This window comes from Serratia oryzae, from assembly GCF_001976145.1.
GTDB lineage: Bacteria > Pseudomonadota > Gammaproteobacteria > Enterobacterales > Enterobacteriaceae > Chania > Chania oryzae.
This window is the reverse complement of the sequence record NZ_MOXD01000010.1, coordinates 31,914-56,494: the sequence shown is the minus strand read 5'-3', so window position 1 is coordinate 56,494 and position 24,581 is coordinate 31,914. Positions and strand designations below refer to the sequence as shown.

Here is a 24,581-nt window from a genome sequence, read left to right as displayed (position 1 = left end):
AGCACCACATGGCAGAAGACCAAGAGTGTAAATATCTGATCCCGGGTCTGGATCGCGGCCTGCAGCTGTTGCTGGCATTCAGTGAGCAGCACAAGGAAATGACCTTTGCAGAATTACATCGCCTGGTTGACATGCCGAAGGCGACTGCCTATCGCGTGGTGCAAACCTTGGAGCATCTGGGCTTTCTGGAGCGTAACCCGCGTACGAACACCTTCGGGTTGGGGATCAAGGTGCTGCGGCTAGGCTTTGAATATATCGCCTCGCTGGATGTGGCGCAGGTGGGCCAGCCGGTGATCGAACAACTGCGCGATCGCAGCCAGTGCAGCAGCCATCTGGCGATCCGTGACGGGCATGATGTGATCTACATCGCCCGCGTCAGCGCCGCCGGTTCGCAGATCAATCAGGTCAGCGTCGGCACCCGTTTGCCGGTGCACCGCACTTCTCTTGGCCGCATGTTGCTGACCAGCACCAGCCGCGAAGAGTTTGAGCGGTTGTTCCCGCATGAAACATTGCCGGATGCGGCACCTGGAGCACCGGCTAACCGTGAGGCCTTATGGCAGATGGTGCAGCAGGATAAGGCGCGCGGCTATGTGATCGGCGAATCCTTCTTCCGCCTGGGTATCTCTTCGATCGTCTATCCGATCTTCAACCACGAACAGCGAGTGGAGGCGGTGGTGAGCATCATGGTGCCGTCCGAAGAGATCCCGAAAGCGGATCGCGAGCGCTTGCGTATGGAAGTACGAGACGCGGCAGAGAAGATCTCCGGGTTTTTAGGCGCCACGCCGCAGGCGAAAGTGGGCTAGGCATTTCCGCCAGCCAGACAGAATTTTTGACTCAGGCAGGGATAAGACTCATAGCAATGATGGGTCGGGGTTCGATCATGCCTGAAAAACGCATTCAGCGAGAACGTGAGGCACAATAATGAGCATAACCGGAATCGAAAAGCTGGAATTTGGCGTTGAAGATCTGCCAACGTGTGAAAAATTTATGCAGGACTTTGGCTTGCAACCGATGCTCCAACACTGGGGAGAACCGCGCCGTGAATTCACCACCTTGAGCGGTGCCAGCGTGGTGTTGCATCCAAAAAATAGCGAGGTTTTACCGGCAGCATTTGAGGCCGGTTCCACCCTGCGCCGCATGACCTGGGGTGTCGACAGCCCGGCAGCGCTGGCGGCGTTGCAACCCCGCTTGGAAAAAATGCCGGGTTTCCGCCAGGTGGGGGAAGAGCTGGAGTGCTGCGATCCAAACGGCATGACGCTGCGTTTTGGCGTCACCGCCCTGCGTGAGGTTGAACTGCCAGTGACCCCGATCAACCAATGGGGCGACGTGCGCCGCATCGATCAACCCAGCCCGGTGTACGCCAAGGCTGAGCCGGTCAATATCGGCCATGTGGTGTTCTTTGTTGAGGATCTGGCCGCCACCGAAAAATTTTACTGCGAGCATCTCGGTTTTCAGGTGTCGGATCGCTATATCGATCGCGCGGTGTTCCTGCGTACTCAGGTGCGCGGCGGGCATCACAACCTGTTCCTGCTGAAGCTGCCTAACCGCCCGCGCGGCCTGAACCATGTGGCCTTTACCGTGCGCGATATTCACGAAGTGATCGGCGGCGGGATCGCGATGAATAAAGAAAACTGGAGCACCTTTATCGGCCCCGGTCGCCATCCGATCTCCTCAGCCTATTTTTGGTACGTCAACAGCCCCACCGGCGGGGCGTTCGAGTACTACACCAATGACGACTACCTGACGGAAAACTGGCAGCCGCGCGAGCTGGAGCATTCGCTGGTGTCGTTTACCGAATGGGCGGTGGAAGGGGGGATCGATCACGACACGCGCCGCCAGCACAAGAAAACGGGGGCCGCATGAGCCAACCGATCCATGCGGGCATCGTCATCATCGGCGGTGGCCAGGCCGGAGGTTGGGCAGCCAAGACGCTGCGCGATCGCGGCTACGGCGGCAAGCTGACGGTGGTGAGCGATGAGCCCTATGACTTTTACGAACGCCCGCCGCTGTCGAAAGCGGCATTGCTGGATGGTGATGCGCCGCTCAGCCGCCTGTTTAGCGCAGAAGTGGTTGCCGGGCTGAATATCGACTGGCACCGCCCACTGCGTGCCGAGGCGATCGACGGCCAGCAGCAGATCGTCACGCTTAGCAACGGCGAGCAACTGAAGTTTGATCAACTGCTGATCGCCACTGGCGGGCGGCCACGCTTGCCGGATGCCAGTTGGGCTACTCACCCGCAGGTGATGACGCTGCGTTCCTGGGACGATGCCGCGCGGTTGCGCCAAGGGCTGCAGCAGTGCAAGAAGCTGGCGATTGTCGGCGGCGGTTGGATTGGCCTGGAGATCGCCGCATCGGCGCGCAAACTGGGGGCCGACGTCACGGTGTTTGAGCGCCAGCCTGCGCTGTGCATGCGTAGCGTCGGAACTGAGGTTTCGCAAGCACTGCTGGAGCTGCATCAGCAGCACGGCGTCAGCGTGCTTTGCGGCTGCGGCGACATCCGCCTTGAGGATCGCCAGGGCCAGCCTTGGATCGGCAGCGACATCAGTGAAGCGCAGCCGTTTGATCTGGTGGTGGTGGGTATTGGCGTTGAGCTGAATCTGGAACTGGCGCACGGCGCCGGGCTGCAGGTTGAGGCGGGCATTGTGGTAGACGGGCAGGGGCGCACCAGCCATCCGGCGATTTTCGCCGCCGGTGACGTCGCGCGCCACCCCAAACTTGGCCTGTGCCTGCAATCCTGGGCTTACGCGCAGAATCAGGCCATCAGCACCGCCTGCGCCATGTTGGATGCCTTTGCTGCGCCTTACGATGACCTCGCCTGGTTGTGGTCGGATCAATACGACGCCAATATCCAGATCCTCGGCGTCCCGGCCGGTGGCGTGCAGCAGGTGGTGCGCCGCACGCCGCAGGCGCAGGTATTTTTCACCCTGAATGCCGATCGGCAACTGGTGCAGATGGTGGCGTTTAACGATGCGCGCACCATCAAACTGGGCAAACGCTGGCTGGCCAGCGGCCGCGTATTGGATCCGCAGCAGTTGGCGGATGTGGAGTTTTCTCTGATGGCGTTGAAATAACGCCCGACCCAAGGGAGCGTTTTATGACTACGCAAGATATGGACGCCCAAAGCACTCGGGCGGGGAACGCTGTTGCCGAAAATCAGCCCACCAGCGTGCGTTGGTCGGTGCCGATAGCCCTGTTTGCCTGCGTTTTGTTGGCGTTTTTCGACAAGATCAGCATCGCAGCGCTGTTTTCCGACAGTGCATTCCAAGAGGCGATGGGCATCGGTTTTGATCCCACCCGGCTGGGGCTCTTGATGAGTGCTTTTCTGTTTTCGTACGGCTTCTCTTCCATGCTGTTGAGTGGCATTGGCGATCGGCTGAATCCGGTCAACGTGCTGATTGGCATGATGGTGGTGTGGGGCGTACTGATGGTGCTGATGGGGTTGGCTCGCTCTTATCACACTATGATGACCCTGCGTATTTTGCTCGGCATCGCCGAAGGCCCGCTGATCGCAATAGCTTATGCCATTGTCCGCCATGCTTTCCCGCAGCGTTTGCAGGCGCGCGCCACCATGATGTGGCTGCTGGGAACGCCGATCGGCGCGGCGCTGGGGTTCCCGGTGACGCTGTTTATCCTCAGCCGTTTTGACTGGCAAACCACCTTCTTCTTTATGGCTTTTCTGACGCTGCCGGTGATGCTGCTGGTGATGTTTGGTTTACGTCACCTGAACGTCGCCCGCTCGACAAAGAGCACCGTTGCGCAACCGGCGGCGGCCGAACGCAAACAGCTGCGCCGTGAGCTGTTCCGTACTCCGCATTTCTGGATGATCTGCCTGTTTAATATCGCTTTTCTGACCTACCTGTGGGGCATGAACGGCTGGCTGCCCAGCTACCTGATCAAAGGCAAGGGGATCCATCTGGAGCATGCCGGTTATCTGTCATCACTGCCGTTTATCGCCATGCTGCTGGGGGAAGTGGTGGGGGCCTGGCTTTCAGACAAACTGGATCGCCGCGCCTTGGCCTGCTTTATCTCGCTGTGCGGGGCCGGGCTTGGGCTGGGAGTGGTGCTACATCTGCAAGGGACTTACAGCGTGATCGCCGCGATGTCTTTCAGCACCTTTATGTGGGGGGCCGGTGCGCCGAACATTTTCGCCCTGTTGGCGAAGGCCACCAGCAGCCGAGTGAGCGCCACCGCGGGCGGTATTTTTAACGGATTGGGTAATTTTGCCGGTGCCTTGGCACCGGTGCTGATGGGGGCGCTGATCGCCGCCACCGGCAACATGGATAACGGCCTGCTGTTCCTGGTGGTGGTGGCCTTGGTCGGCAGCACCATTCTGCTGCCGTTGCTGAAGAAATATTGACAACGAAGGAGAAACAACATGTCCCAGGTTGAGAATAAAACTGGCATCAAGCCGCAGGATCTGTCGATGGCGGAGTGGGTGGAATCACGCATTGCCCGCTTTGAAGGCCGTAAATATGACTGGAATGCGCTGAAATTCCAGGCTGATTACGATCCGAAATACCGCCGTGCGCAGATGCGCTATATCGGCACTGGCGCCACCGGCGTGGTCAGCGACACCAATACCGTACCGGCGGAGCATTTTACCTTCTCTACCATGGTGTTGCCGTCCAAATGCGAAGGGCCACTGCACCTGCATGACGACGTAGAAGAAGTGTTTTTTATGCTCAAAGGCAGCATCACGCTGATGATTCAGGACGGTGAAGAGTATTACGAAACCAAACTGAAAGAGCGCGACCTGATCTCCGTACCGGCAGGGATTTATCGTGGCCTGTTTAACCATGGTGAAGAAGAGGCGCTGATGTGCGTAATGCTCGGCACCTCCAAGCCGGAAACCCCGACTTATCCGGCGGATCATCCACTGTCAAAGGTGAAACGTTACTGATGAGCAGATTACCGGAACGCCTGCAGGAAGAGTGTAGTGGTTTCTGGCTTGGTTGGCGCGAAGCCGGGCAGGGCCGTGCTGTCGTGCTGCTGCATGGCATCAGTTCCGGTTCTGCGTCCTGGGTGAAGCAGTTCAGCGATAGCGCCTTGACCAACGGCCATCGCCTGATTGCCTGGGATGCGCCGGGCTATGGCGGCAGCGCGGCGTTGCCTCAGGCTGAGCCCAAGGCTGCCGCTTATGCCAACGCACTGGCGGCGCTGATTGCTGAGCTGGAGTTAGAGCAGCCGCTGATTGTCGGGCATTCGCTTGGTGCCCTGATCGGCAGTGCCTATGCGGCGGCCTATCCAACGGGATTGAGTGGATTAGTGTTGGCGGATCCGGCGCAGGGGTATGCCAGCGCACCGGCAGAAAAACGCCAACAGGTGTATGGCCAGCGCAAGCAGATGATCGAAACGCTGGGGCCGCAGGGTTACGGCGAACAGCGTGCCGCCGCGCTGCTGCGTGACAGCGCCGATCCGCAGGATATCGCCTGGGTGCGCAGCGGTATGCAGCAGCTTAATCCGGCGGGTTTTCTCAGTGCTGCCTGGATGCTGGCGAATGACGATATCAGCCAATATCTGCGCCACTACCGCGGCCCGCTGCAGGTGTGGTGTGGGCGAGAGGATCGCATCACGCCAGCGCAGGGGGCTCAGGCGCTGGCGCAACAGCAGGATGCCCAGTTTCGCCTGATTGGCGATGCAGGGCATGCCAGCTATCTCGATGCACCGGCGCAATTCAACCGCTATGTGCAGGACTTTACGGGGGTAATCCAACCATGAATTTTCAGATTGAACAGCGGGTAGCGGTGGTGACCGGCGGTTCTTCAGGCATCGGTTTTGAAACCCTGCGCCTGCTGCTGGCGGAAGGGGCAAAGGTAGCCTTCTGTGGCCGCAACCCGGACAAACTGACCAGCGCCGAAGCCAGCCTGCGCGAGGAGTTCCCGCAGGCGGAGATCCTGGCGCTGTGTTGCGATGTGCTTGATGCAGAGCAGGTTGCGCAGTTTGCCCTGCAGGTCACTCAGCACTTTGGCGGCGTGGATATGCTGATCAACAACGCCGGGCAAGGGTTTGTTGCCCATTTCGACCAAACCCCGCGCGAAGCCTGGCTGCATGAAGCGGAACTGAAGCTGTTTGGCGTGATCAACCCGGTGCGGGCGTTTTTACCGGCGCTGGAACGTTCGGATATCGCCTCCATCACCTGCGTTAACTCGCTGCTGGCGCTGCAGCCGGAGGAGCACATGATCGCCACCTCGGCTGCCCGCGCCGCCTTGCTTAACATGACGCTGACGCTGTCGAAAGAGCTGGTGGGCAAGGGGATCCGCGTTAATTCCATCCTGCTTGGCATGGTGGAGTCCGGCCAATGGCGGAGGCGTTTTGCCGAGCGTGAGGATAAAGCACAAAGCTGGGAGCAATGGACGGCGGCGATCGCCGCCCGGCGCGGCATCCCATTGGGGCGCTTGGGTAAGCCGCAGGAACCGGCGCGGGCCTTGCTGTTCTTGGCTTCGCCGATGGCATCCTTCACCACTGGCGCAGCGCTGGACGTTTCCGGCGGCTTCAGCCGCCATCTGTAATCAGGGCCGAAAAGATGAAAAAGATCATGATGATTGGCTACGGCGCGATGGCAAAAGAGGTGCTGGCGCGCCTGCCGGAAGGTGTCGAAGCTGCTTGGATCGTCGCCCGTGAAAAATATCACGCCGAGATCCACCAGGCCTTTGCCGGGCGGGTACAGGCGTTGACTCACCCTGAGCAGTGCCGCGAACGGCCGGATTTGGTGCTGGAGTGCGCCAGCCAGCAGGCGGTGGCCGAGTTCGGCGAAGCGATCGTCAAGCGCGGCTGGCGGCTGGCGGTGATCTCTACCGGTGCGCTGGCGGATGCGGCGCTGCAACTGCGGCTGCAACAGGCCTGCGTGCGCTTTGACGGGCGGCTGATCGTGCTTTCTGGCGCGGTAGCAGGTATGGACGGGCTGGCTTCGGCGCGCGAGGGCGGGTTAGAGAGCGTCACCTATCAGTCCAGCAAAAGCCCCGCCAGCTGGCGTGGCAGCATGGCGGAAAAACTGATTGATCTGAATGCTGTCAGCGAAGCGCGGGTGTTCTTTGAGGGGTCGGCGCGCGAGGCGGCGCAGCTATTCCCGGCTAACGCCAACGTGGCGGCTACGATTGCCTTGCACGGCCTGGGGATGGATGCCACGCGAGTGCGCTTGCAGGTAGATCCTCATACCCAGCGTAACACCCATCGTTTACAGGTGCGCGGCCAGTTTGGCGAGTTCCAGATTGAGCTGTGTGGTAATCCGCTGGCGAGTAACCCGAAAACCTCCACGCTGGCAGCGCTGAGCGCGGTACAAGCTTGCCGCAGTCTGGTGGATGGCGGTTTTATTGCCTGAATGGCAGGAGCAACGACGCATGGAAATGTTAAAGATTTTTCTTGCTGGCCGCTGGTGTGAAGGGCGCGGCGAAGCGATGAGTTCAGTTTTTCCGGCTGACGGCAGCATCAATGCCCGCTTGCACGCGGCCAACGTTGAAGACGTTAACGAAGCGGTAGAGGCTGCTGAACGTGCCTGGCGCGATCCGGCCTGGCGCGGGTTGGTGCCACACCAGCGCGCGGCGATTTTACACCGCGTCAGCGATTTGATCACCGTTCAGGTAGAGGAATTGGCGCAATTGCAAACTCGTGACAACGGTAAACCGCTGGCGGAAACCCGTGGTTTAGTGATGAGCGCCGCCGCTACCGCCCGCTATTTTGCTGCGGCCTGTGAAGTGCTGGAAGGGGAACTGCCGACCCAGCGCAACCGCGACGTGATGACGCTGAGCCAATATCAGCCACTGGGAGTGATTGCGGCGATCACGCCGTGGAACTCGCCGATCGCCAGTGAAATGCAGAAAGTGGCCCCCGCATTGGCGGCGGGTAACGCGGTGATCCTCAAACCGGCGGAAGCCACGCCGCTGATGGCGCTGAAGCTGGCTGAGCTGTTTGAACAGGCCGGTCTACCCGCTGGCTTGTTCAGCGTGCTGCCGGGCAAAGGTTCGGTGATTGGTGAAGCGCTGGCACGCCATCCGCTGGTGAAAAAGATCTCCTTTACCGGTGGCACCAGTACTGGCCGCCACTTGGCGCATATTGCCGCAGAAAAACTGATCCCGACCTCGCTGGAACTGGGTGGCAAGTCCCCCACCATCGTGCTGGACGATGCCGATCTGGAACAGGCGGCGCGCGGTATTTGCTATGGCATTTTCAGCTCTGCCGGGCAGGCCTGCATTGCCGGTTCGCGGCTGTTTGTTCACCGTTCATTGTACCAACCGCTGCTGGCGCGGTTATGTGAGCTGACCGCCGGGCTGCGTATCGGCAACCCGTTTACACCAGGGGTGCACCTGGGCCCGCTGATCAATGAAAAACACCGGCAGAGCGTGGCGGACTACGTCGCGCTAGCCCAGTTGGAAGGGGGACGGGTGGTGATCGGCGGCGAAGCGCCAGCCGATCCGCAACTGGCGCAGGGCAGTTATTACCTGCCGACCATTATCGAAGGGTTGAGCAACAGCGCGCGTACCTGCCAGGAAGAGATCTTCGGCCCGGTGCTGGTGGCACTGCCGTTTGACGATGAGCAACAACTGATCGAGCAGGCCAACGACTCGGTCTATGGCTTGGCGGCCGGGATCTGGACGCGCGACTTTACCCGCGCCATGGCGCTGGCCGAGCAGTTGGAAACCGGCACCGTGTGGATCAACACCTATAAGACATTCTCGATTTCTACGCCGTTTGGCGGGTTTAAACAAAGTGGCTTGGGGCGCGAAAAGGGCCTGCATGGCATTCAGGCCTATATGCAGCAGAAGAGCTTGTATCTGGCTCTCAACAATCAGGCTAACCGCTGGAGCGATTGAGCTGTGATCCCTACGACATCAGATAATTAAGAAGGCAGATAATGAGCGAAAAAATAACGGTTGGTGAGGCGATAGCCCGAACTCTGGAGCAGTACGAGGTGGCCGCGATGTACGGCATTATCTCGATTCATAATCTGCCGATTGCCGATGCCGTTGGGCAGCGCGGGGCGATCCGCTTTGTGCCTGCGCGCGGCGAGGCTGGCGCAGTGACGATGGCAGATGCCCACGGGCGTTTCTCTGGCCTGGGCGTGGCGCTGACCAGCACCGGTGCCGGAGCGGGTAACGCGGTGGGGGCGATGATCGAAGCGCTGAATGCTAATACGCCACTGCTGCACATTACTGGCCAGGTGGAAAAGGCTTACCTGGATGCCGACGCCGGGTTTATCCACGAAACCAAAGATCAACTGGGTTTTCTGCGCGCCTGTTCGAAGCAGGCTTACCGGGTGAACTCCCCCGAACAGGCGGTGGCGGTGATCCAGCGGGCAATTAAGGAGGCGCAAACCGTGCCCTGTGGCCCGGTGGCGGTGGAGATCCCGATCGATATTCAAAACAGCCTGGTGCCTGCTAACCTGGTTGGTCAAGCGATACAGCCGCCAGCGTTGCCAGCGGCTAACCCTGCGGCGGTTGAACGCCTTTACCAGCAGGTGAAACAGGCCAAGCGCCCGTTGCTGTGGGTTGGCGGTGGCGCGCTGGCCTGCCGCGAGGCGGTGAAACAGTTGGCGGACGCGGGGGTAGTGGTGATGTCCAGCACCCACGGGCGTGGCATTCTGCCGGACAGCCACCCGCGCAGCCTGCGCGCCTTCCACAATTCGCCGAGCGTTGAGGCGATCCTCAAACAGTGCGATTTGACGCTGGTGGCCGGTTCCCGCCTGCGCAGCAACGAAACCCGCACCTGGACGCTGCCGTTGCCGCGCCCGCTGGTGCAGATTGATATCGATCCGGCGGCGGCCAACCGCAACTACGTAGCGGATGAGCAGGTCAATGGTGACTGTGGCGCACTGCTCAGCGCCCTGGCGGCGCGCTTGGCACCGGGTGAGAAGGTGAATGCCGAATGGGACGCTGAGATCGCTCAGGCGGTGCAGCAGGCCGAAGCGGCGTTACGCCAGCAATCGGGTGAGTATGCCAAATTGAACGATGCAATTGCTGCTGCACTGCCCGCAGATGGCCTGCTGGTGCGCGATATCACCGTCTCTGGCAGCGTATGGGGCAGCCGCCTGTTCCGGGCGATCGCTCCGCTGTGTAATATCCACTCCTTGGCCGGGGCGATCGGCATGGGGTTGCCGATGGCGATTGGCACCGCGATTGCCAATCCGCAGCGCAAAGTGGTCGGGCTGGTGGGGGACGGTGGCTTGGCGCTGGGGCTGGGCGAACTGGCGACCATGGCGCAGGAGCAGGCCAATATCACGTTGCTGATCATGAACGACGGCGGCTATGGCGTGATGCGCGGCATTCAGGACAAGTATTTCGCCGGGCGTCAGTACTATAACGATCTGCATACCCCGGCATTCTGCCAGGTGGCCGAAGCGATGGGGCTGAAAGCCTGGAAAGTCAGCGATGCTGCGCAATTCAGCGGTGTGCTGGCAGAGGCGATCAACTATCCGGGGCCGTCGGTAGTGGAAGTAGATATGAAGAGCGTCGGGCCGCTGACGTTTGCCGGGCCACCGCAGAAGCTGTATTGATGATTTGATGGGGGAGTAACACCGTTTTGTCGGTTACCTGATAAGCGGCTTCCCCCTCACCCCGCCCCTCTCCCCCAGGGAGAGGGAGTTAGTGCGGTGTCTTGGTGAGACGCAGAGGTTAATCCCAAGGAGAAGAAATTGATGCGATGTATTGGTGAGATTCAGAAGTTAATCTGTAGCACGGTGAGTACCCTCTCCCTGGGGGAGAGGGTTAGGGTGAGGGGATTATTTCCCGGCGGCAATGCGCTCACGGATATGCTGCGCGCGGGCTTCTGAAGGTGGGTGGCCGTCAAACATGCTGCTCTTGCGGTTCCCTTCCATCTGCGCCAGCTTCTCGAAGCTGGTCACCAATCCGTTCGGATCGATACCGCGTTTCTTCAGCAAATCAAACGAATAATCGTCAGCCTGGCTTTCTTGCTTCTGTGAGAACTGGGCGTTCACCAGTTTTTCACCCAGATCGGCCAACTGCGATTCAGACAGTGAACCTACAATGCCACCCGCTGAAGAGGCGGCTGTGCGCAACGCCACGGTGCCATAAGCCACCTGCATGGCTTTACGGGTATGGCCCAGTGCGACGTGGCCGATTTCGTGACCAAGAACGCCTTCGACCTCGTTGTCGTTCATGATATCCATCAGGCCGCTGTAAACGCGGATACAACCGTTGGCCATCGCCCAGGCATTTACGTCTTTCGTCAGGTAAACCTTGTAGTTGGCGGTAGTTCCGTCGATATTATCACCCAGTGCGGCAGCGATCTTGTTCAGGCGCTGTGCGTAGGGGCTGTTTGCTGGCGCGATTTGCGCCTGGCTGTCCATCTCGGCGCAGGATTTATCACTTAGCGCTTTGACATCATCGTTACTCAACGTGGCGGCCTGAAAGGCCTGTGCTCCAGATTGCATCAGCGTGTCGGTATTGAGGTTCTGGCAGCCGCTCAACAGAGTGGTCATGCTCAATGCAATCAAAGAAGTACGGATCTTCATAAAGCTATCTTCCCATGATAGTAAAAAGGTGGTGTGTGCCTTGTTTGTCGACGTCATTTCTGCCGCATGAGCCTATTGTACGCCAAGTATTGTGGAAATAGTGTTATTCCGAAAAACGGGCCTAACGTGCCATGCCCAATCGTTTCAATAGGCAGTTAAGGTATCTGTCTTGCGAAATGCAACGGGTATAATAAGTTGTGAACTCACTCTCATTCGGCATTAGGGATTGCCGTTTTAATGCTGAGTCTGAGAAAATAGAAAACTAGACTGCTTTTTTAATCCGACCTGGAGTAAAACATGTCCTCTCGTAAAGAGCTTGCCAACGCGATCCGCGCCCTTAGCATGGATGCCGTGCAAAAAGCCAATTCCGGCCACCCTGGGGCCCCTATGGGGATGGCAGATATCGCCGAAGTCCTGTGGCGTGACTACCTGAAGCATAATCCGACCAACCCGCACTGGGCTGACCGTGACCGTTTCGTGTTGTCCAACGGCCATGGCTCCATGTTGATTTACAGCCTGCTGCACCTCACCGGCTACGATCTGCCGATGAGCGAACTGGAAAACTTCCGTCAACTGCATTCTAAAACCCCAGGGCACCCGGAATACGGTTATACCCCAGGGGTAGAAACCACCACCGGTCCACTGGGCCAGGGTATCGCCAACGCCATTGGTTTTGCCATTGCCGAACGCACGCTGGCCGCGCAGTTCAACCGCCCAGGCCATGAGATCGTCGATCACCACACCTATGCCTTTATGGGTGACGGCTGCATGATGGAAGGTATCTCTCACGAAGCCTGCTCGCTGGCTGGCACCATGAAGCTCGGCAAGCTGACCGCGTTTTATGATGACAACGGCATCTCTATCGACGGCCACGTAGAAGGCTGGTTCACCGACGACACCGCCAAGCGTTTCGAAGCCTACGGCTGGCACGTGGTGCGCGGTGTTGACGGCCACAACAGCGATGCCATCAAGGCGGCGATCGAAGAAGCCCATAAGGTTACCGACAAGCCTTCTCTGCTGATGTGCAAAACCATCATCGGTTTCGGTTCCCCAAACAAGGCTGGCACTCACGATTCCCACGGTGCTCCGCTGGGTGAAGCCGAAGTGGCTGCGGCTCGCGTGCAGTTGGGGTGGAACTACCCGGCCTTTGAGATCCCACAGGATATCTATGCCCAATGGGATGCCAAAGAAGCAGGCAAGGCGAAAGAAGCGGCCTGGAACGACAAGTTTGCTGCCTACGCCAAGGCCTTCCCAGAGCTGGCTGCCGAGTTCAAACGCCGTATGAACGGTGAACTGCCTGCCAACTGGAAAGCCGAAGCGCAGACGTTTGTTGAGCAACTGCAGGCCAACCCGGCCAACATTGCCAGCCGTAAAGCCTCGCAGAACGCGCTGGAAGCGTTTGGTAAAGTGCTGCCAGAGTTCCTCGGCGGCTCCGCTGACCTGGCACCGAGCAACCTGACCATGTGGTCTGGCTCCAAATCGCTGAGCGATGACCCGGCGGGTAACTACATCCACTACGGCGTGCGCGAATTCGGCATGACCGCCATCACCAACGGTATCGCGCTGCATGGTGGTTTCCTGCCGTACTCTGCAACCTTCCTGATGTTTGTGGAATATGCCCGTAACGCGGTGCGTATGGCGGCATTGATGAAACTGCGCAACGTGTTTGTCTACACTCACGACTCGATCGGTCTGGGTGAAGACGGCCCGACGCACCAGCCGGTTGAACAACTGGCCAGCCTGCGCGTGACGCCAAACATGAGCACCTGGCGCCCTTGTGACCAGGTGGAGTCTGCGGTTGCCTGGCAGTACGGTATCGAACGCAACGACGGCCCGACCACGCTGGTATTCTCGCGTCAGAATCTGACCCAGCAGCCGCGTACCGCCGAGCAGTTGGCGAACGTTTACCGTGGGGCTTATGTGCTGAAAGATTGCGCGGGCACCCCAGAAGTGATCCTGATCGCGACCGGTTCTGAAGTAGGGATTACCGTACAAGCGGCTGACAAACTGAGCGCCGAAGGGCGTAAAGTGCGCGTAGTCTCAATGCCGTCTACCGACGCGTTCGACAAGCAGGACGCAGCCTACCGCGAATCTGTGCTGCCATCTTCCGTGACTGCCCGCGTTGCGGTCGAAGCAGGTATCGCGGATTACTGGTACAAGTACGTGGGCCTGAATGGCGCGATCGTAGGGATGCACACCTTCGGTGAGTCTGCTCCAGCGGATCTGCTGTTCAAAGAGTTCGGCTTCACTGTCGACAATGTGGTGGCTAAGGCGAAAGCGCTGTTGAAATAAATCTGCCGGGAGCGGTATACCGCTCCCATGGGTTTTCCCGCAGGTTTGAACGACGATCAAAAGCCCGGTTCCCCGGGCTTTTACTGACTCAGAGCTGAGTCAATTTTTTCACTTCCAAGCTTACCAGTTTCCCTTCCAACTCGGCCAGGAAGGCATCATGGTAAGACATCGCCATATGCTCTTTCAGTGCCTGCTCAGAAGTCCAACGCTCGATAAACACGAAAGCGCCGGGATGGCCCTGTTCTTCATGCAAATCATATTGGATGCAGCCTGGCTCAGAACGGCTTGGAGCAACCATGGCGCGCACGGCTTTATCCACGGCAGCGCGGTGTTCTGGCAGGGCTTTGATCAGGGCGACTACTTTAACTTCACTCATTTCTGCTCCTTGTTATGCAACATTGACCACAAAAAATAGCGACTTATATCCGTGCCCATCGTCTTTCAAGACGCCACGCGGTTGGCTACACCTCGCCGCAGCTTGCAACCCGGAGGGCACATACCCGTCATACTTTAACATGCAGCGGATGGTTTCCCGCCGTCAGGGGCACCCGACAGGCTAACAGTTTCTCTCAATAAATGCTGAATTTATCTTAAGTATCTGACTATTGACGCTTGCTCATGCGTTGGCTGCCCGCGTTGACGATGCTATTGGGGATGAGGGGGTAAAAATGTGCGCTAGATCATTTTATCTTCGCAAAAAGCCCTTCACTCGACAGGCGGGGGGTTACACCTGTTCCTTTTAGCAAAAGTTTGGTTTATTCTCGGCTGAAGCGTTTCAGTTAGCGTTGTGCGCAACTCAAACGCCTGAGAGAGCGGTTGCGATGAGCAACAGGTTTTGACGAATAATGTAATGCAGCGATTCACAGCAGGCGGTACGCTAAAGTACTCTAGGCGGATAACGACAACCCGACCTTTGACCGGAACCTTATCGGCAGGGAAGGCCCTTTCTCAGGGAGTAGCATGACAATCCGCATAGCGATAAACGGCTTTGGCCGCATCGGCCGCAGCGTTTTACGCGCACTGTACGAATCGGGACGACACGCTGAAATTTCCGTAGTGGCCATCAACGAACTGGCGAATGCCGAAGGGATGGCCCACCTGCTGAAGTATGACTCCAGCCATGGCCGCTTTGCCTGGGATGTGCGCCAGGAGGCGGAGATGCTGATCGTCGGGGATGACAGCATCCGGTTGTTGCATCAACCGGCGCTGGAGCAGCTGCCCTGGGGCGAGTTGGGCGTGGACGTGGTGCTGGACTGCAGCGGTGTGTACGGCAGCCGTGCCGAGGGTGAGGCCCACTTGGCCGCCGGTGCGAAGAAGGTGCTGTTTGCCCATCCGGGGGGCAACGATCTGGATGCCACCATCGTGTTTGGGGTTAACCACCAGACGCTGCGTGGCGAACACCGTATCGTCTCCAATGCATCCTGTACCACCAACTGCATTATTCCGATTATCAAACTGCTGGACGATGCCTACAGCATCGAATCCGGTACGGTGACCACCATCCACTCCTCGATGAACGATCAGCCGGTGATAGATGCTTATCACCAGGATTTGCGGCGTACCCGCGCGGCGAGCCAGTCGATTATTCCGGTCGACACCAAGCTTGCTGCCGGCATCACGCGCATCTTCCCGCAGTTTTGCGATCGTTTTGAAGCGATTTCCGTGCGTGTGCCGACGATCAACGTCACGGCCATTGATCTCAGCGTCAGCGTGAGTGCCAAGGTGTTAGTGACAGAGGTCAACCAGTTGTTGCAAAAGGCCGCAAGGGGATCATTTCGTGGTATAGTTGACTACACCGAACTACCATTAGTTTCGATCGATTTTAACCACGACCCGCACAGCGCCATCGTTGATGGCACGCAGACTCGGGTCAGCGGGCAGCACCTGATAAAGACCTTGGTCTGGTGCGATAATGAATGGGGCTTTGCCAACCGGATGTTGGATACAACACAGGCAATGGCCGCAAGCGGTTTCTAATCAGGCACCATCAACGCCGTGTTGATGTGCCGCTCAGGCAATTTTATAGAGAATCAACCAAGAGGGTTCACCATGTCTGTAATCAAGATGACCGATCTGGATCTGGCCGGTAAGCGCGTTCTGATCCGTTCCGATCTGAACGTTCCAGTAAAAGACGGTAAAGTGACTTCCGATGCGCGTATCCGTGCCTCCCTGCCGACCATTGAAGCTGCGCTGAAGCAAGGCGCGCACGTGATGGTCACTTCGCATCTGGGCCGTCCTACCGAAGGCGAGTACAACGAAGAGTACTCCCTACTGCCGGTGGTGAACTACCTGAAAGAACACATGAAATCCCCAGTGCGCCTGGCAAAGGATTACCTGGACGGCGTTGACGTTGCTGCAGGTGAACTGGTTGTTCTGGAAAACGTGCGCTTCAACAAAGGCGAAAAGAAAGACGACGAAGCCCTGTCCAAGAAATATGCGGCGCTGTGCGACGTGTACGTGATGGACGCCTTCGGCACCGCGCACCGCGCGCAGGCTTCAACCCACGGCGTGGGCAAGTTTGCTCCTGTGGCCTGTGCTGGCCCGCTGCTGTCTGCCGAGCTGGAAGCGTTGGGTAAAGCTCTGGGTAACCCTGCGCGTCCGATGGTGGCGATCGTCGGGGGCTCTAAAGTCTCTACCAAGCTGACCGTTCTGGATTCTCTGTCCAAGATTGCCGATCAGCTGATCGTGGGTGGTGGTATTGCCAACACCTTCGTCGCCGCGCAAGGCCACAACGTCGGTAAATCCCTGTACGAAGCCGATCTGATCCCAGAAGCGAAGAAGCTGCTGGAAACCTGTGATATTCCGGTGCCTACCGATGTGCGTGTAGCAACCGAGTTCTCTGAAACCGCGGTGGCGACCCTGAAGCCTGCCAGCGAGATCAAAGACGACGAACAAATTCTGGATCTGGGCGACGTTTCTGCCGAGCGTTTGGCCAAGATCCTGAAAGACGCTAAAACCATTCTGTGGAATGGCCCGGTTGGCGTATTCGAGTTCCCTAACTTCCGTAAGGGCACCGAAATTGTCGCTCGCGCTATCGCAGATAGCGAAGCCTTCTCCATTGCAGGCGGCGGCGACACTCTGGCAGCGATCGATCTGTTCGGTATTGCTGACAAAATCTCCTACATCTCTACCGGCGGCGGTGCTTTCCTCGAGTTCGTGGAAGGGAAACAGCTGCCAGCAGTGGTGATGCTGGAAGAGCGTGCTAAGAAGTGATTCAGATGACGGGGGGCGTAAGCCGCCCGTTTGCTTTGTACCGCCCGGCATATTGCGGTGCGGTACGTAACATAGATTTCCATCCCTACCCGTCAGATTTCAAGCGGCTGCCAACGGTGCAATAGTTTGAAAATGAAGGGTATAAACGGCCAACGAAACAGGACAAAGTCGCATGTCTAAAATATTTGATTTCGTAAAACCTGGTGTGATCACCGGTGATGACGTTCAGAAAGTATTCGCAATCGCTAAAGAGAACAACTTTGCTCTGCCAGCGGTAAACTGCGTGGGTACCGACTCGATCAACGCCGTGCTGGAAACAGCCGCGAAGGTGCGCGCTCCGGTGATCGTTCAGTTCTCTAACGGCGGCGCTGCGTTTATCGCTGGCAAAGGCGTGAAAACGGATATTCCACAGGGTGCAGCCATTCTGGGCGCGATCTCTGGCGCACACCACGTTCACCAGATGGCTGAACATTATGGCGTGCCGGTGATTCTGCATACCGACCACTGTGCGAAGAAACTGCTGCCATGGCTGGACGGCCTGTTGGATGCGGGTGAAAAACACTTTGCTGCCACCGGCAAACCGCTGTTCTCTTCTCACATGATCGATCTGTCTGAAGAATCCCTGGAAGAAAACATTGAAATTTGCAGCAAGTACCTGACTCGCATGGCGAAGATCGGTATGACGCTGGAAATCGAACTGGGTTGCACCGGTGGTGAAGAAGATGGCGTAGACAACAGCCATATGGACGCTTCCGCACTGTACACTCAGCCAGAAGACGTGGCTTATGCCTACGAAAAACTGAACGCTATCAGCCCGAATTTCACCATCGCGGCGTCCTTCGGTAACGTACACGGTGTGTACAAGCCAGGTAACGTGAAGCTGACCCCAACCATCCTGCGTGATTCTCAGGCTTACGTGTCCAAGAAATTCAATCTGCCGCACAACAGCCTGAACTTCGTGTTCCACGGCGGTTCGGGTTCCAGCGACGCAGAGATCAAAGAATCCGTTAGCTATGGCGTGATCAAGATGAACATCGATACCGATACCCAGTGGGCAACATGGGAAGGCATCTTGAACTACTACAAAGAGAACGAAGCTTATCTGCAGGGCCAGTTGGGTAACCCTAAAGGCGCAGATCAGCCGAACAAGAAATACTACGATCCACGCGTATGGCTGCGCGCTGCCCAGACTTCTATGATTATCCGTCTGGAACAGGCTTTTAAAGATTTGAACGCCGTAAACGTGCTGTAATATTTGTTTTTCTTGATGCTGAAAGGCTCCCATCTGGGGGCCTTTTTTGTTGCCGCTTCAGTAACCCGGCACCGACGTTAATCACTACAGGCGTTCCTTATTTTCGACTTTCACCAACGCGATTGTTGTCAGAATAGATAAGATAACTTAGAGAGAACAGAGGGTTATTTTACTTGTAGTGGTTGGCGTAGGGGAGGAATGTTGGTTACCCTTAAAGGCGTGGTTTCCTTACTGGCGGTATTGTGGTCAGTATTGTTGCGAATCCCCACCCGATTGGGGGAATAAAGTAGGGTATTAGAATGAAAGATCTTAATATTATTGAGGACATCAATAGCGCTGGCAGCTGGTTGGTGGATCATCAGGATCTGTTGATCCAGTACGCGGTAAACATCGTTGCTGCGATCGTCATTTTCATCATCGGTTCTATCATTGCGCGCGTCATCAGTAATGCGGTCAATCGCGTTATGAAACTGCGCGGCATCGATGCCACGGTGGCAGATTTCCTCGCTGCGATGGTGCGTTACAGTATTCTGGCGTTTACGCTGATCGCGGTGCTGGGGCGGATTGGTGTGCAAACCACGTCGGTGATTGCCGTCTTGGGTGCTGCGGGTTTGGCTATTGGCTTGGCGCTGCAGGGATCGTTGTCCAACTTTGCGGCGGGCGTGCTGCTGGTTGCCTTCCGCCCACTGCGTGCCGGTGAGTTTGTCGATTTGGGCGGCGTGGCTGGTACGGTCGATCAGGTGCAGATTTTCTCTACTACTCTGCGCACGGCTGATAACAAAATCATCGTGGTGCCGAACGGTAAAATCATCGCTGGCAATATCATCAACTTCTCGCGTGAACCAAATCGCCGTGTGGATATCGTGGTGGCGGTCGCCTACAGCGCCGACGTCGATCGGGTGAAACAGGTATTGGGCGACGTGATTGCTGCTGACAAGCGCATCATGCACGACAAGGGCGTCACCGTGCGCCTGAATGAAATGGCGCCGCCGGCGCTGAATTTTGTCACCCGCTGCTGGACCACCAACGCCGAGTTCTGGGACGTCTATTTTGATCTGATGGAAAATTTCAAACGTCAGTTGGATATTAACCAGATTGCGGTGCCATGCCCGCAGATGGACGTGCATGTCCGTCACGTGGCGAAATCGGCCGAACAGCCGGAATAAACCGCGCTAATCAGAAAGGCCACCGTCATGGTGGCCTCGCTGTATCGTATCGGTACGGTTACTGCCCGTAATAAGCGTGTTTGCCGTGCTTGCGCAGGTAGTGTTTATCCAGCAACACCTGCTGCATATTACCAATCCCCGGCGTCAACTGGCGGGAAAAAATCCCCATATAGGCAATTTCCTCCAGCACCACCGCATTGTGCACCGCGTCTTGGGCATCTTTACCCCAGGCGAACGGCCCGTGGGCGTTGACCAGCACCGCCGGGATAGCGCTTGGGCTGATACCGCGCCGGTGGAAGGTTTCAATAATCACCTGACCGGTTTCCCGTTCATAGTCGTGCTCAATCTCGTCGGGGGTCATCAAGCGAGTGCAGGGGATCGTGCCGTAAAAGTAGTCGGCATGGGTGGTGCCCCAGGCGGGAATATCCAGCCCGGCCTGCGCCCAGATGGTAGCGTGGCGTGAGTGAGTGTGCACAATCCCGCCGATCTCGCTGAACTCGCGGTACAGCGCCAAATGGGTAGCGGTATCCGAAGAGGGTTTTTTGCTGCCTTCTAGCGTGCGGCCAGTGGCGAGATCGACCACGACCATATCGTCCGCCGTCATTTGTTCATATTCCACGCCGGAGGGTTTGATCACCACCAACCCACGCTCGCGATCGACCGCGCTGACGTTGCCCCAGGTAAAGGTCACCAGCTTATGGCGCGGCAGATCGAGGTTGGCTTCCAGCACTTGTTGCTTGAGCTGTGGCAGAGTTAGCATGGCATTCCCCCTTGCTGCATTTTCTGTTCGATAAAACGGCGCGCCTGCACGATCTCGGCCACTGGCTCATCGGCTTTTTCGGTCCACATCTCAATCAGGAAAGCGCCGCGATAGTTGAGCTGTTGCAGCGTGCGGAACAGCGCCACAAAATCCACGCAGCCTTCACCAAACGGCACATCGCGGAACTGCCCCGGCGAGCTGTCGGTGACCGGGAAGGTATCTTTAAGATGAATGGCGGCGATGCGATCGATGCCCAGTTTTAGCTCCTGCGCCACATCGTTGCCCCAGGCGCTGAGGTTGCCAACGTCCGGGTAAACCGTGAACCACGGCGAGGCCAGGCAAGCGTCCCAGGCTTTCCATTTGCTGATCGAGTTCATAAAGGCGGTATCCATAATCTCAACCGCCAGCATCACCTGCGCGGCGGCGGCGCGTTCCACCGCCCACTGCAACCCTTCACTGAAGCGGGCGAGGGTGCCTGCGTCCTGCTGTTCGTAATACACGTCGTAACCGGCGAGTTGAATGGTGCGGATGCCGACGTCTTTCGCCAGTTGGAGAGCCTGCTCCATGATGCGGTAGGCCTGCTGGCGCGTGGCCTCGTCGTGGCTGCCAAACGGGAAACGGCGGTGGCCGGAGAGGCACATGGATGGAATGGTAATGCCGGTTTCCAGTGTGGCACTCACTAGCGAAAGGCGCTGCTCTTTGCTCCAGCTCAGGCGCGCCAGCCGTTCGTCACTTTCATCGATCGACATCTCGACAAAATCAAAGCCACAGGCTTTGGCCAGCGCCAGCCGCTCCGGCCAGCTCAGGTGCTTCGGCAAGGCTTTCTCATAAATCCCTAACGGATGCTGACGCATATCAACCTCTCCAGATGTCATTAATGGCGGTGTGGAACTGGCGCGCAGCGGCAACCGGATCCTGTGCTTCGGCCAGCGCGCGCCCGGCGATAAATGCCGTAACGGCGATATCTTTAAACAGTGGTAAATCGGCGGGGGTGATACCGCCGGTGACCGAAAGCTCGATGCCTAAATCAGACAGCGCCTTCATGGTGTCGAGATCCGCTTGGCCCCAGGTTTGCCCGCTGGCCTGCGCGTCGCGCCCCCGGTGGTAGATCGCCTGCCTGATACCGAGATCCAGCCAGTGTTTGGCATCCTCCAGGGTCCAGCGGCCAAACAGTTCGATCTGAATTTCCCCCTGATGACGCGCTGCCACTTCCTGCGCGCTGGCCATGGTGGCCAACGGGGCGGCGCAGATCACCGTCATCCAGTCAGCCCCCTGCGCAAAGGCTTGCTCTGCCAGCGTGGCTCCGGCATCGGCCACCTTCAGATCGGCCACCAGCGTATGCTGCGGGCAACGCTCACGCAGGGCGCGTACCGCCTGGATCCCGGCGCTGATGCACAAAATGGTGCCTGCTTCGATAATGTCGACATGCGGATGGAGGCGTTCTACCGTTTGCAGGGCCGCATCCAGCCGGGTGTGATCGAGCGCCAGTTGCAGGCGCGGTTTGATGGTCATAAAGCCTCCTTGGAGTGGCCGCTTTGCAGCGTTTGTAACGCGCCAATCAGCGCCTGATAGCGTTGGTATTTGTGCTGGTAAGCCGCTTGCGCCTGTGCGTCTGGCTGCACGCTTTCCAGGCGCGGTGCCAGCGCCTGTTGGGCAGCGGTAAAGTCTGGGAACGCGCCGGTGCCGACCATGGCGGCCATCGCCGCCCCCAAGCAGCCGGTTTCTTCCACCTGTGGCAGTTCCAGCGGCAGGCCGCTGACGTCGGCCAACATCTGCATCCACGGGGCCGATTTCGCCGGGCCGCCGGTCACGCGCAGCGCGCGGGTGTGCGGGAAGCGTTGCAACATGCGCTTCAGGTGGGTCATATGGCAGAACACCACCCCTTCGAAGATCGCCTGTACCAGGTGCTCGCGCTGGTGGAAGGCCTGCATGCCGTAGAAGCTGGCGCAGAGGCCCAGCCCGGCGTTGGAGCCGTAGAGGAAAGGCGCAAACAGCAGTTGGCTGCCCGCTTTCGGCAAGGCTGCCACCCACTGGTTGAGCTGGCGGTAATCGTGCATCCCCCATTGCTGGCAGAACCACTCCAGATTGGCGGCGGAGGTTGGGCTGGCTTCATGCACGATGTATTGGCCCGCTTCGGCATGGCGGCCATAAACAAACGGGTGATCGAAGCCGGTTTCAATCGTTTGGCTAATCCCGCTGGTCACCGACCAGGTGCCCATCACCGCGTTCAGCCGGGTTTCATCCTGCAACCCGGCGCACAGCGCGGTGGACACCACGTCGAACAGCCCGCCCACCACCGGCGTGCCCGCCAGCAGGCCGGTTGCGGCGGCGGCGGAGCTATTGACCCTGCCAGCAACTTCGGCGGAACCGACGATTGGCGGCAGAGCGGCCACGATTTCGCCGATCCCGAGCAACTGTGCCAGCGCGGGTTCATAGCGGCCCCGTGCCATCTGATACAGATTGGACTCAGAGATATTGGTCTCTTCACAGGCCAGTTCACCGGTCAGGCAGTAGCGCAGATAATCGTGCGCCATCAGCACGCTGCCGATCTGGCGATAACGTTCCGGCTGATGCTGTTTCACCCAGCGCAGCAGCGAAACCGGGTGGCCGGTCCACAGCGTCTGGCGGGTTTGCTCGTACAGCGCCTGTGGAATCCCGGCTTTCTGCCATGCCTGCACCAGCGCTAGCGCCCGCTGATCGGAAGAGAGCATGGCATTGCCCAGCGGCTGGCCCTGTCGATCCAGCAGGAACAGCCCCTTCCCCTGAGCCGAAATGCCCACGCCCTGAACGGCGGTAGCTTTGATACCAAAGAGCTCCAGCACTTCGCGGATCACTGCGGCGGCGGTTTGCCACAGCGCGGGCATGTCCCGTTCCGCCCAGCCGGGCTGAGGCGCGATAATGGCCAGATTCCGGCGGGCAATCCCCAGTTCGTTTCCCTGTAGGTCATACAGCCCGGCTTTAATAAAGGTGCCGCCGCAATCCAGCCCTAACCAATATTTCATGGCGCGCTCCCTGCGCTTTGATCGCATTTGTTCGGCAACATCAGTGCCAGCAGCGAGGCAATCGCCAGCGAGACCGCCAGGCTGTAAACCCCGACGTCCTTGCTGAACAGGCTGATCAGCACGCCGACCATATAGGGCCCGCAGAACCCGCCCAGATTACCGAGGGCGTTGATCACCCCGCGTGCGCCACCGGCCACTTCGGCGTTAAACAGCTTCGGTGGAATGGTCCAGAACACCCCGGCTGCGGCCTGAATAAATACCCCGCAGCCAACCAATGCGGCATAGGACCACCAGATGTGCTCTTTCAGCAGCACCGACAGCGCCATGCAGAGGGCAAAGCAGGCCAGCGGCAGGGAGACGAAGATTTTGCGTTTGCCGGTGCGGTCAGACAGGGTGGAGATAATCAGCATGCCGAAGATCGCGCCGATATAGGGCAGGATGGCTAACATCCCGACCTGTTCCATATTGCCGTTGGTCAGCCCTTTAAGGATGGTCGGCAGCCACAGGGTGTAGCCGTAGATGCCGGTCTGGTAGAAGAAATTCACCAGGATCAGTTGCCACATGATCCGATCGCCCAGTACGCGCCGCAGCGACGCATTGCGCACGGTTTTACCTTTGATCAGTAACTGTTCGTCGTGCAGGGTTTTGATCAGGTAATCTTTCTCTGCCTGCGAGATCCATTTCGCCTCTTGCGGGCGGTTGCTGATGGTGAAATACCACAGCACCATCACCAGCAGCGATAACCCACCTTCCACCAGGAACAGCATGCGCCAGTCCCAGGCGGTGATGATCCAGCCAGAAAGCGGGGCGGTGAGAATGCCGGCGATCGGCACAAACATGATCACGATGGCGTTGGCACGGCCGCGTTCCTGGTCTGGGAACCAGTTGCTGATCATGGTCAGTACCACCGGCAGCATGCCGCCTTCGGAGACGCCGAGGGCAAAACGCAGGAACAGCAGTTGATATTGGTTGGTGACCAAGCCAGTGAGCACGGAAATAACCGCCCAGGCCAGCAGCGACCAGCCGATAAACTTCTTGCCGTTACCATTAACCGCCAGTTTGCCGCCGGGCACCTGCAGGAACAGATAGCCGATAAAGAAAATACCGCCTGCCAATCCGGCCATTGAAGCGGTAATGCCTAATTCTTCGTCCATACCGCCGGGCATGGCGAAAGCGATATTAACGCGGTCCATATAAGAAATAATGCAGGTAATAAGAATAGGGGGCACTATGCGTAACCAGCGTAATTTAGGTATGGCTTGGCTACGGCCAACAGAAATAGAGGCTGTATTCATATTATCAATACCTTCATATAAATATACCCTTCATACTTCAAGTTGCATGTGCGTTGGCTTTCCTCGCTCACCCCAGTCACTTACTTGAGTAAGCTCTTGGGGATTCACTGCATCGCCGCCTTCCTGCAACTCGAATT

The 24,581-nt window shown here is 58.1% G+C and carries 22 protein-coding genes; 15 read left to right on the top strand and 7 right to left on the bottom strand.

The features are described 5' to 3' along the window. Nucleotides 1–8 precede the first annotated feature (8 nt). The 10 genes from BMI79_RS17325 (at nucleotide 9) to BMI79_RS17280 (ending at nucleotide 10,486) form a co-directional block, all read left to right on the top strand. Nucleotides 9–803, top strand: coding sequence for an IclR family transcriptional regulator (locus BMI79_RS17325; protein WP_076943352.1), 795 nt, complete (start codon nucleotides 9–11; stop codon nucleotides 801–803). Between the two features lie 118 nt (nucleotides 804–921). Then, the gene (locus tag BMI79_RS17320) at nucleotides 922–1,863 is read left to right on the top strand and encodes a VOC family protein (protein ID WP_076943351.1); all 942 of its coding nucleotides are present in this window, start codon (nucleotides 922–924) and stop codon (nucleotides 1,861–1,863) included. Then, complete coding sequence (locus BMI79_RS17315) at nucleotides 1,860–3,071, top strand: NAD(P)/FAD-dependent oxidoreductase (RefSeq protein WP_076943350.1); 1,212 nt, start codon at nucleotides 1,860–1,862, stop codon at nucleotides 3,069–3,071. The genes BMI79_RS17320 and BMI79_RS17315 overlap by 4 nt, the downstream gene beginning before the upstream one ends. Before the next feature lie 23 nt (nucleotides 3,072–3,094). Continuing rightward, entirely contained in the window at nucleotides 3,095–4,357 is a 1,263-nt protein-coding gene (locus tag BMI79_RS17310) for an MFS transporter (RefSeq protein WP_076943349.1), read from the top strand. Nucleotides 4,358–4,375: 18 nt separating this feature from the next. Beyond that, on the top strand, nucleotides 4,376–4,900 hold the full coding sequence (locus BMI79_RS17305) for a cupin domain-containing protein (RefSeq protein ID WP_076943348.1): 525 nt from the start codon (nucleotides 4,376–4,378) through the stop codon (nucleotides 4,898–4,900). After that, nucleotides 4,900–5,718, top strand: coding sequence for an alpha/beta fold hydrolase (locus tag BMI79_RS17300; protein ID WP_076943347.1), 819 nt, complete (start codon nucleotides 4,900–4,902; stop codon nucleotides 5,716–5,718). The genes BMI79_RS17305 and BMI79_RS17300 overlap by 1 nt, the downstream gene beginning before the upstream one ends. Next, nucleotides 5,715–6,509, top strand: a complete 795-nt coding sequence (locus tag BMI79_RS17295; RefSeq protein ID WP_076943346.1) for an SDR family oxidoreductase — start codon at nucleotides 5,715–5,717, stop codon at nucleotides 6,507–6,509. Before BMI79_RS17300 ends, BMI79_RS17295 begins: the two co-directional genes overlap by 4 nt. A 14-nt stretch (nucleotides 6,510–6,523) precedes the next feature. Beyond that, nucleotides 6,524–7,318, top strand: coding sequence for an aspartate dehydrogenase (locus BMI79_RS17290; RefSeq protein ID WP_076943345.1), 795 nt, complete (start codon nucleotides 6,524–6,526; stop codon nucleotides 7,316–7,318). Between the two features lie 19 nt (nucleotides 7,319–7,337). After that, on the top strand, nucleotides 7,338–8,807 hold the full coding sequence (locus BMI79_RS17285) for an aldehyde dehydrogenase (protein ID WP_076943344.1): 1,470 nt from the start codon (nucleotides 7,338–7,340) through the stop codon (nucleotides 8,805–8,807). Between the two features lie 41 nt (nucleotides 8,808–8,848). Beyond that, nucleotides 8,849–10,486 carry a thiamine pyrophosphate-binding protein gene (locus BMI79_RS17280; RefSeq protein WP_076943343.1) on the top strand — a complete coding sequence of 546 codons (1,638 nt, stop codon included), beginning with the start codon at nucleotides 8,849–8,851 and terminating at the stop codon, nucleotides 10,484–10,486. 225 nt (nucleotides 10,487–10,711) lie between these two features. Here the strand turns inward: BMI79_RS17280 and loiP are convergent, their stop codons facing one another. Beyond that, nucleotides 10,712–11,464: a metalloprotease LoiP gene (gene loiP / locus BMI79_RS17275; RefSeq protein WP_076943342.1), complete on the bottom strand. Its 753-nt coding sequence runs from the start codon at nucleotides 11,462–11,464 to the stop codon at nucleotides 10,712–10,714. 297 nt (nucleotides 11,465–11,761) lie between these two features. Here loiP and tkt point away from each other — a divergent pair, with 297 nt between their 5' ends. Next, entirely contained in the window at nucleotides 11,762–13,756 is a 1,995-nt protein-coding gene (gene tkt, locus BMI79_RS17270) for a transketolase (RefSeq protein ID WP_076943341.1), read from the top strand. An 88-nt stretch (nucleotides 13,757–13,844) separates the two neighbouring features. Here the strand turns inward: tkt and BMI79_RS17265 are convergent, their stop codons facing one another. Further along, a complete protein-coding gene (locus BMI79_RS17265) occupies nucleotides 13,845–14,132 on the bottom strand; it encodes a putative quinol monooxygenase (protein ID WP_076943340.1) in 288 nt (95 codons plus the stop codon). Between the two features lie 584 nt (nucleotides 14,133–14,716). Between BMI79_RS17265 and epd the strand changes: the two genes are divergently transcribed. From epd to mscS, 4 genes are all read left to right on the top strand, one after another. Continuing rightward, nucleotides 14,717–15,733 carry an erythrose-4-phosphate dehydrogenase gene (gene epd, locus BMI79_RS17260; protein WP_076943339.1) on the top strand — a complete coding sequence of 339 codons (1,017 nt, stop codon included), beginning with the start codon at nucleotides 14,717–14,719 and terminating at the stop codon, nucleotides 15,731–15,733. 72 nt (nucleotides 15,734–15,805) lie between these two features. Then, nucleotides 15,806–16,969 (top strand): phosphoglycerate kinase, encoded by a 1,164-nt coding sequence (pgk, locus tag BMI79_RS17255; protein ID WP_076943338.1) that lies wholly within the window; start codon nucleotides 15,806–15,808, stop codon nucleotides 16,967–16,969. Nucleotides 16,970–17,141: 172 nt separating this feature from the next. Continuing rightward, nucleotides 17,142–18,221, top strand: a complete 1,080-nt coding sequence (fbaA, locus tag BMI79_RS17250) for a class II fructose-bisphosphate aldolase (RefSeq protein ID WP_076943337.1) — start codon at nucleotides 17,142–17,144, stop codon at nucleotides 18,219–18,221. A gap of 299 nt (nucleotides 18,222–18,520) precedes the next feature. Continuing rightward, nucleotides 18,521–19,387, top strand: a complete 867-nt coding sequence (mscS, locus tag BMI79_RS17245; RefSeq protein WP_076943336.1) for a small-conductance mechanosensitive channel MscS — start codon at nucleotides 18,521–18,523, stop codon at nucleotides 19,385–19,387. 58 nt (nucleotides 19,388–19,445) lie between these two features. Here the strand turns inward: mscS and araD are convergent, their stop codons facing one another. From araD to BMI79_RS17220, 5 genes are read right to left on the bottom strand one after another with little or no spacing between them, the layout of a single operon-like run. Beyond that, nucleotides 19,446–20,147 (bottom strand): L-ribulose-5-phosphate 4-epimerase, encoded by a 702-nt coding sequence (gene araD, locus BMI79_RS17240; RefSeq protein WP_076943335.1) that lies wholly within the window; start codon nucleotides 20,145–20,147, stop codon nucleotides 19,446–19,448. Further along, on the bottom strand, nucleotides 20,141–21,001 hold the full coding sequence (locus tag BMI79_RS17235) for an L-ribulose-5-phosphate 3-epimerase (RefSeq protein ID WP_076943334.1): 861 nt from the start codon (nucleotides 20,999–21,001) through the stop codon (nucleotides 20,141–20,143). The genes araD and BMI79_RS17235 overlap by 7 nt, the downstream gene beginning before the upstream one ends. Before the next feature lies 1 nt (nucleotide 21,002). Further along, nucleotides 21,003–21,659: a 3-keto-L-gulonate-6-phosphate decarboxylase UlaD gene (ulaD, locus tag BMI79_RS17230; RefSeq protein ID WP_076943333.1), complete on the bottom strand. Its 657-nt coding sequence runs from the start codon at nucleotides 21,657–21,659 to the stop codon at nucleotides 21,003–21,005. Then, on the bottom strand, nucleotides 21,656–23,149 hold the full coding sequence (locus BMI79_RS17225) for an FGGY-family carbohydrate kinase (protein WP_076943332.1): 1,494 nt from the start codon (nucleotides 23,147–23,149) through the stop codon (nucleotides 21,656–21,658). Before BMI79_RS17225 ends, ulaD begins: the two co-directional genes overlap by 4 nt. After that, nucleotides 23,146–24,444: an MFS transporter gene (locus BMI79_RS17220; protein ID WP_076943331.1), complete on the bottom strand. Its 1,299-nt coding sequence runs from the start codon at nucleotides 24,442–24,444 to the stop codon at nucleotides 23,146–23,148. Before BMI79_RS17220 ends, BMI79_RS17225 begins: the two co-directional genes overlap by 4 nt. Nucleotides 24,445–24,581: the final 137 nt, after the last annotated feature.

Excerpts from the sequence above, each read along its gene's own strand:
- BMI79_RS17325 (WP_076943352.1), top strand. The coding sequence starts at position 9 with ATGGCAGAAGACCAAGAGTGTAAATATCTGATCCCGGGTCTGGATCGC.
- BMI79_RS17320 (WP_076943351.1), top strand. The coding sequence starts at position 922 with ATGAGCATAACCGGAATCGAAAAGCTGGAATTTGGCGTTGAAGATCTG.
- BMI79_RS17315 (WP_076943350.1), top strand. The coding sequence starts at position 1,860 with ATGAGCCAACCGATCCATGCGGGCATCGTCATCATCGGCGGTGGCCAG.
- BMI79_RS17310 (WP_076943349.1), top strand. The coding sequence starts at position 3,095 with ATGACTACGCAAGATATGGACGCCCAAAGCACTCGGGCGGGGAACGCT.
- BMI79_RS17305 (WP_076943348.1), top strand. The coding sequence starts at position 4,376 with ATGTCCCAGGTTGAGAATAAAACTGGCATCAAGCCGCAGGATCTGTCG.
- BMI79_RS17300 (WP_076943347.1), top strand. The coding sequence starts at position 4,900 with ATGAGCAGATTACCGGAACGCCTGCAGGAAGAGTGTAGTGGTTTCTGG.
- BMI79_RS17295 (WP_076943346.1), top strand. The coding sequence starts at position 5,715 with ATGAATTTTCAGATTGAACAGCGGGTAGCGGTGGTGACCGGCGGTTCT.
- BMI79_RS17290 (WP_076943345.1), top strand. The coding sequence starts at position 6,524 with ATGAAAAAGATCATGATGATTGGCTACGGCGCGATGGCAAAAGAGGTG.
- BMI79_RS17285 (WP_076943344.1), top strand. The coding sequence starts at position 7,338 with ATGGAAATGTTAAAGATTTTTCTTGCTGGCCGCTGGTGTGAAGGGCGC.
- BMI79_RS17280 (WP_076943343.1), top strand. The coding sequence starts at position 8,849 with ATGAGCGAAAAAATAACGGTTGGTGAGGCGATAGCCCGAACTCTGGAG.
- loiP (WP_076943342.1), bottom strand. The coding sequence starts at position 11,464 with ATGAAGATCCGTACTTCTTTGATTGCATTGAGCATGACCACTCTGTTG.
- tkt (WP_076943341.1), top strand. The coding sequence starts at position 11,762 with ATGTCCTCTCGTAAAGAGCTTGCCAACGCGATCCGCGCCCTTAGCATG.
- BMI79_RS17265 (WP_076943340.1), bottom strand. The coding sequence starts at position 14,132 with ATGAGTGAAGTTAAAGTAGTCGCCCTGATCAAAGCCCTGCCAGAACAC.
- epd (WP_076943339.1), top strand. The coding sequence starts at position 14,717 with ATGACAATCCGCATAGCGATAAACGGCTTTGGCCGCATCGGCCGCAGC.
- pgk (WP_076943338.1), top strand. The coding sequence starts at position 15,806 with ATGTCTGTAATCAAGATGACCGATCTGGATCTGGCCGGTAAGCGCGTT.
- fbaA (WP_076943337.1), top strand. The coding sequence starts at position 17,142 with ATGTCTAAAATATTTGATTTCGTAAAACCTGGTGTGATCACCGGTGAT.
- mscS (WP_076943336.1), top strand. The coding sequence starts at position 18,521 with ATGAAAGATCTTAATATTATTGAGGACATCAATAGCGCTGGCAGCTGG.
- araD (WP_076943335.1), bottom strand. The coding sequence starts at position 20,147 with ATGCTAACTCTGCCACAGCTCAAGCAACAAGTGCTGGAAGCCAACCTC.
- BMI79_RS17235 (WP_076943334.1), bottom strand. The coding sequence starts at position 21,001 with ATGCGTCAGCATCCGTTAGGGATTTATGAGAAAGCCTTGCCGAAGCAC.
- ulaD (WP_076943333.1), bottom strand. The coding sequence starts at position 21,659 with ATGACCATCAAACCGCGCCTGCAACTGGCGCTCGATCACACCCGGCTG.
- BMI79_RS17225 (WP_076943332.1), bottom strand. The coding sequence starts at position 23,149 with ATGAAATATTGGTTAGGGCTGGATTGCGGCGGCACCTTTATTAAAGCC.
- BMI79_RS17220 (WP_076943331.1), bottom strand. The coding sequence starts at position 24,444 with ATGAATACAGCCTCTATTTCTGTTGGCCGTAGCCAAGCCATACCTAAA.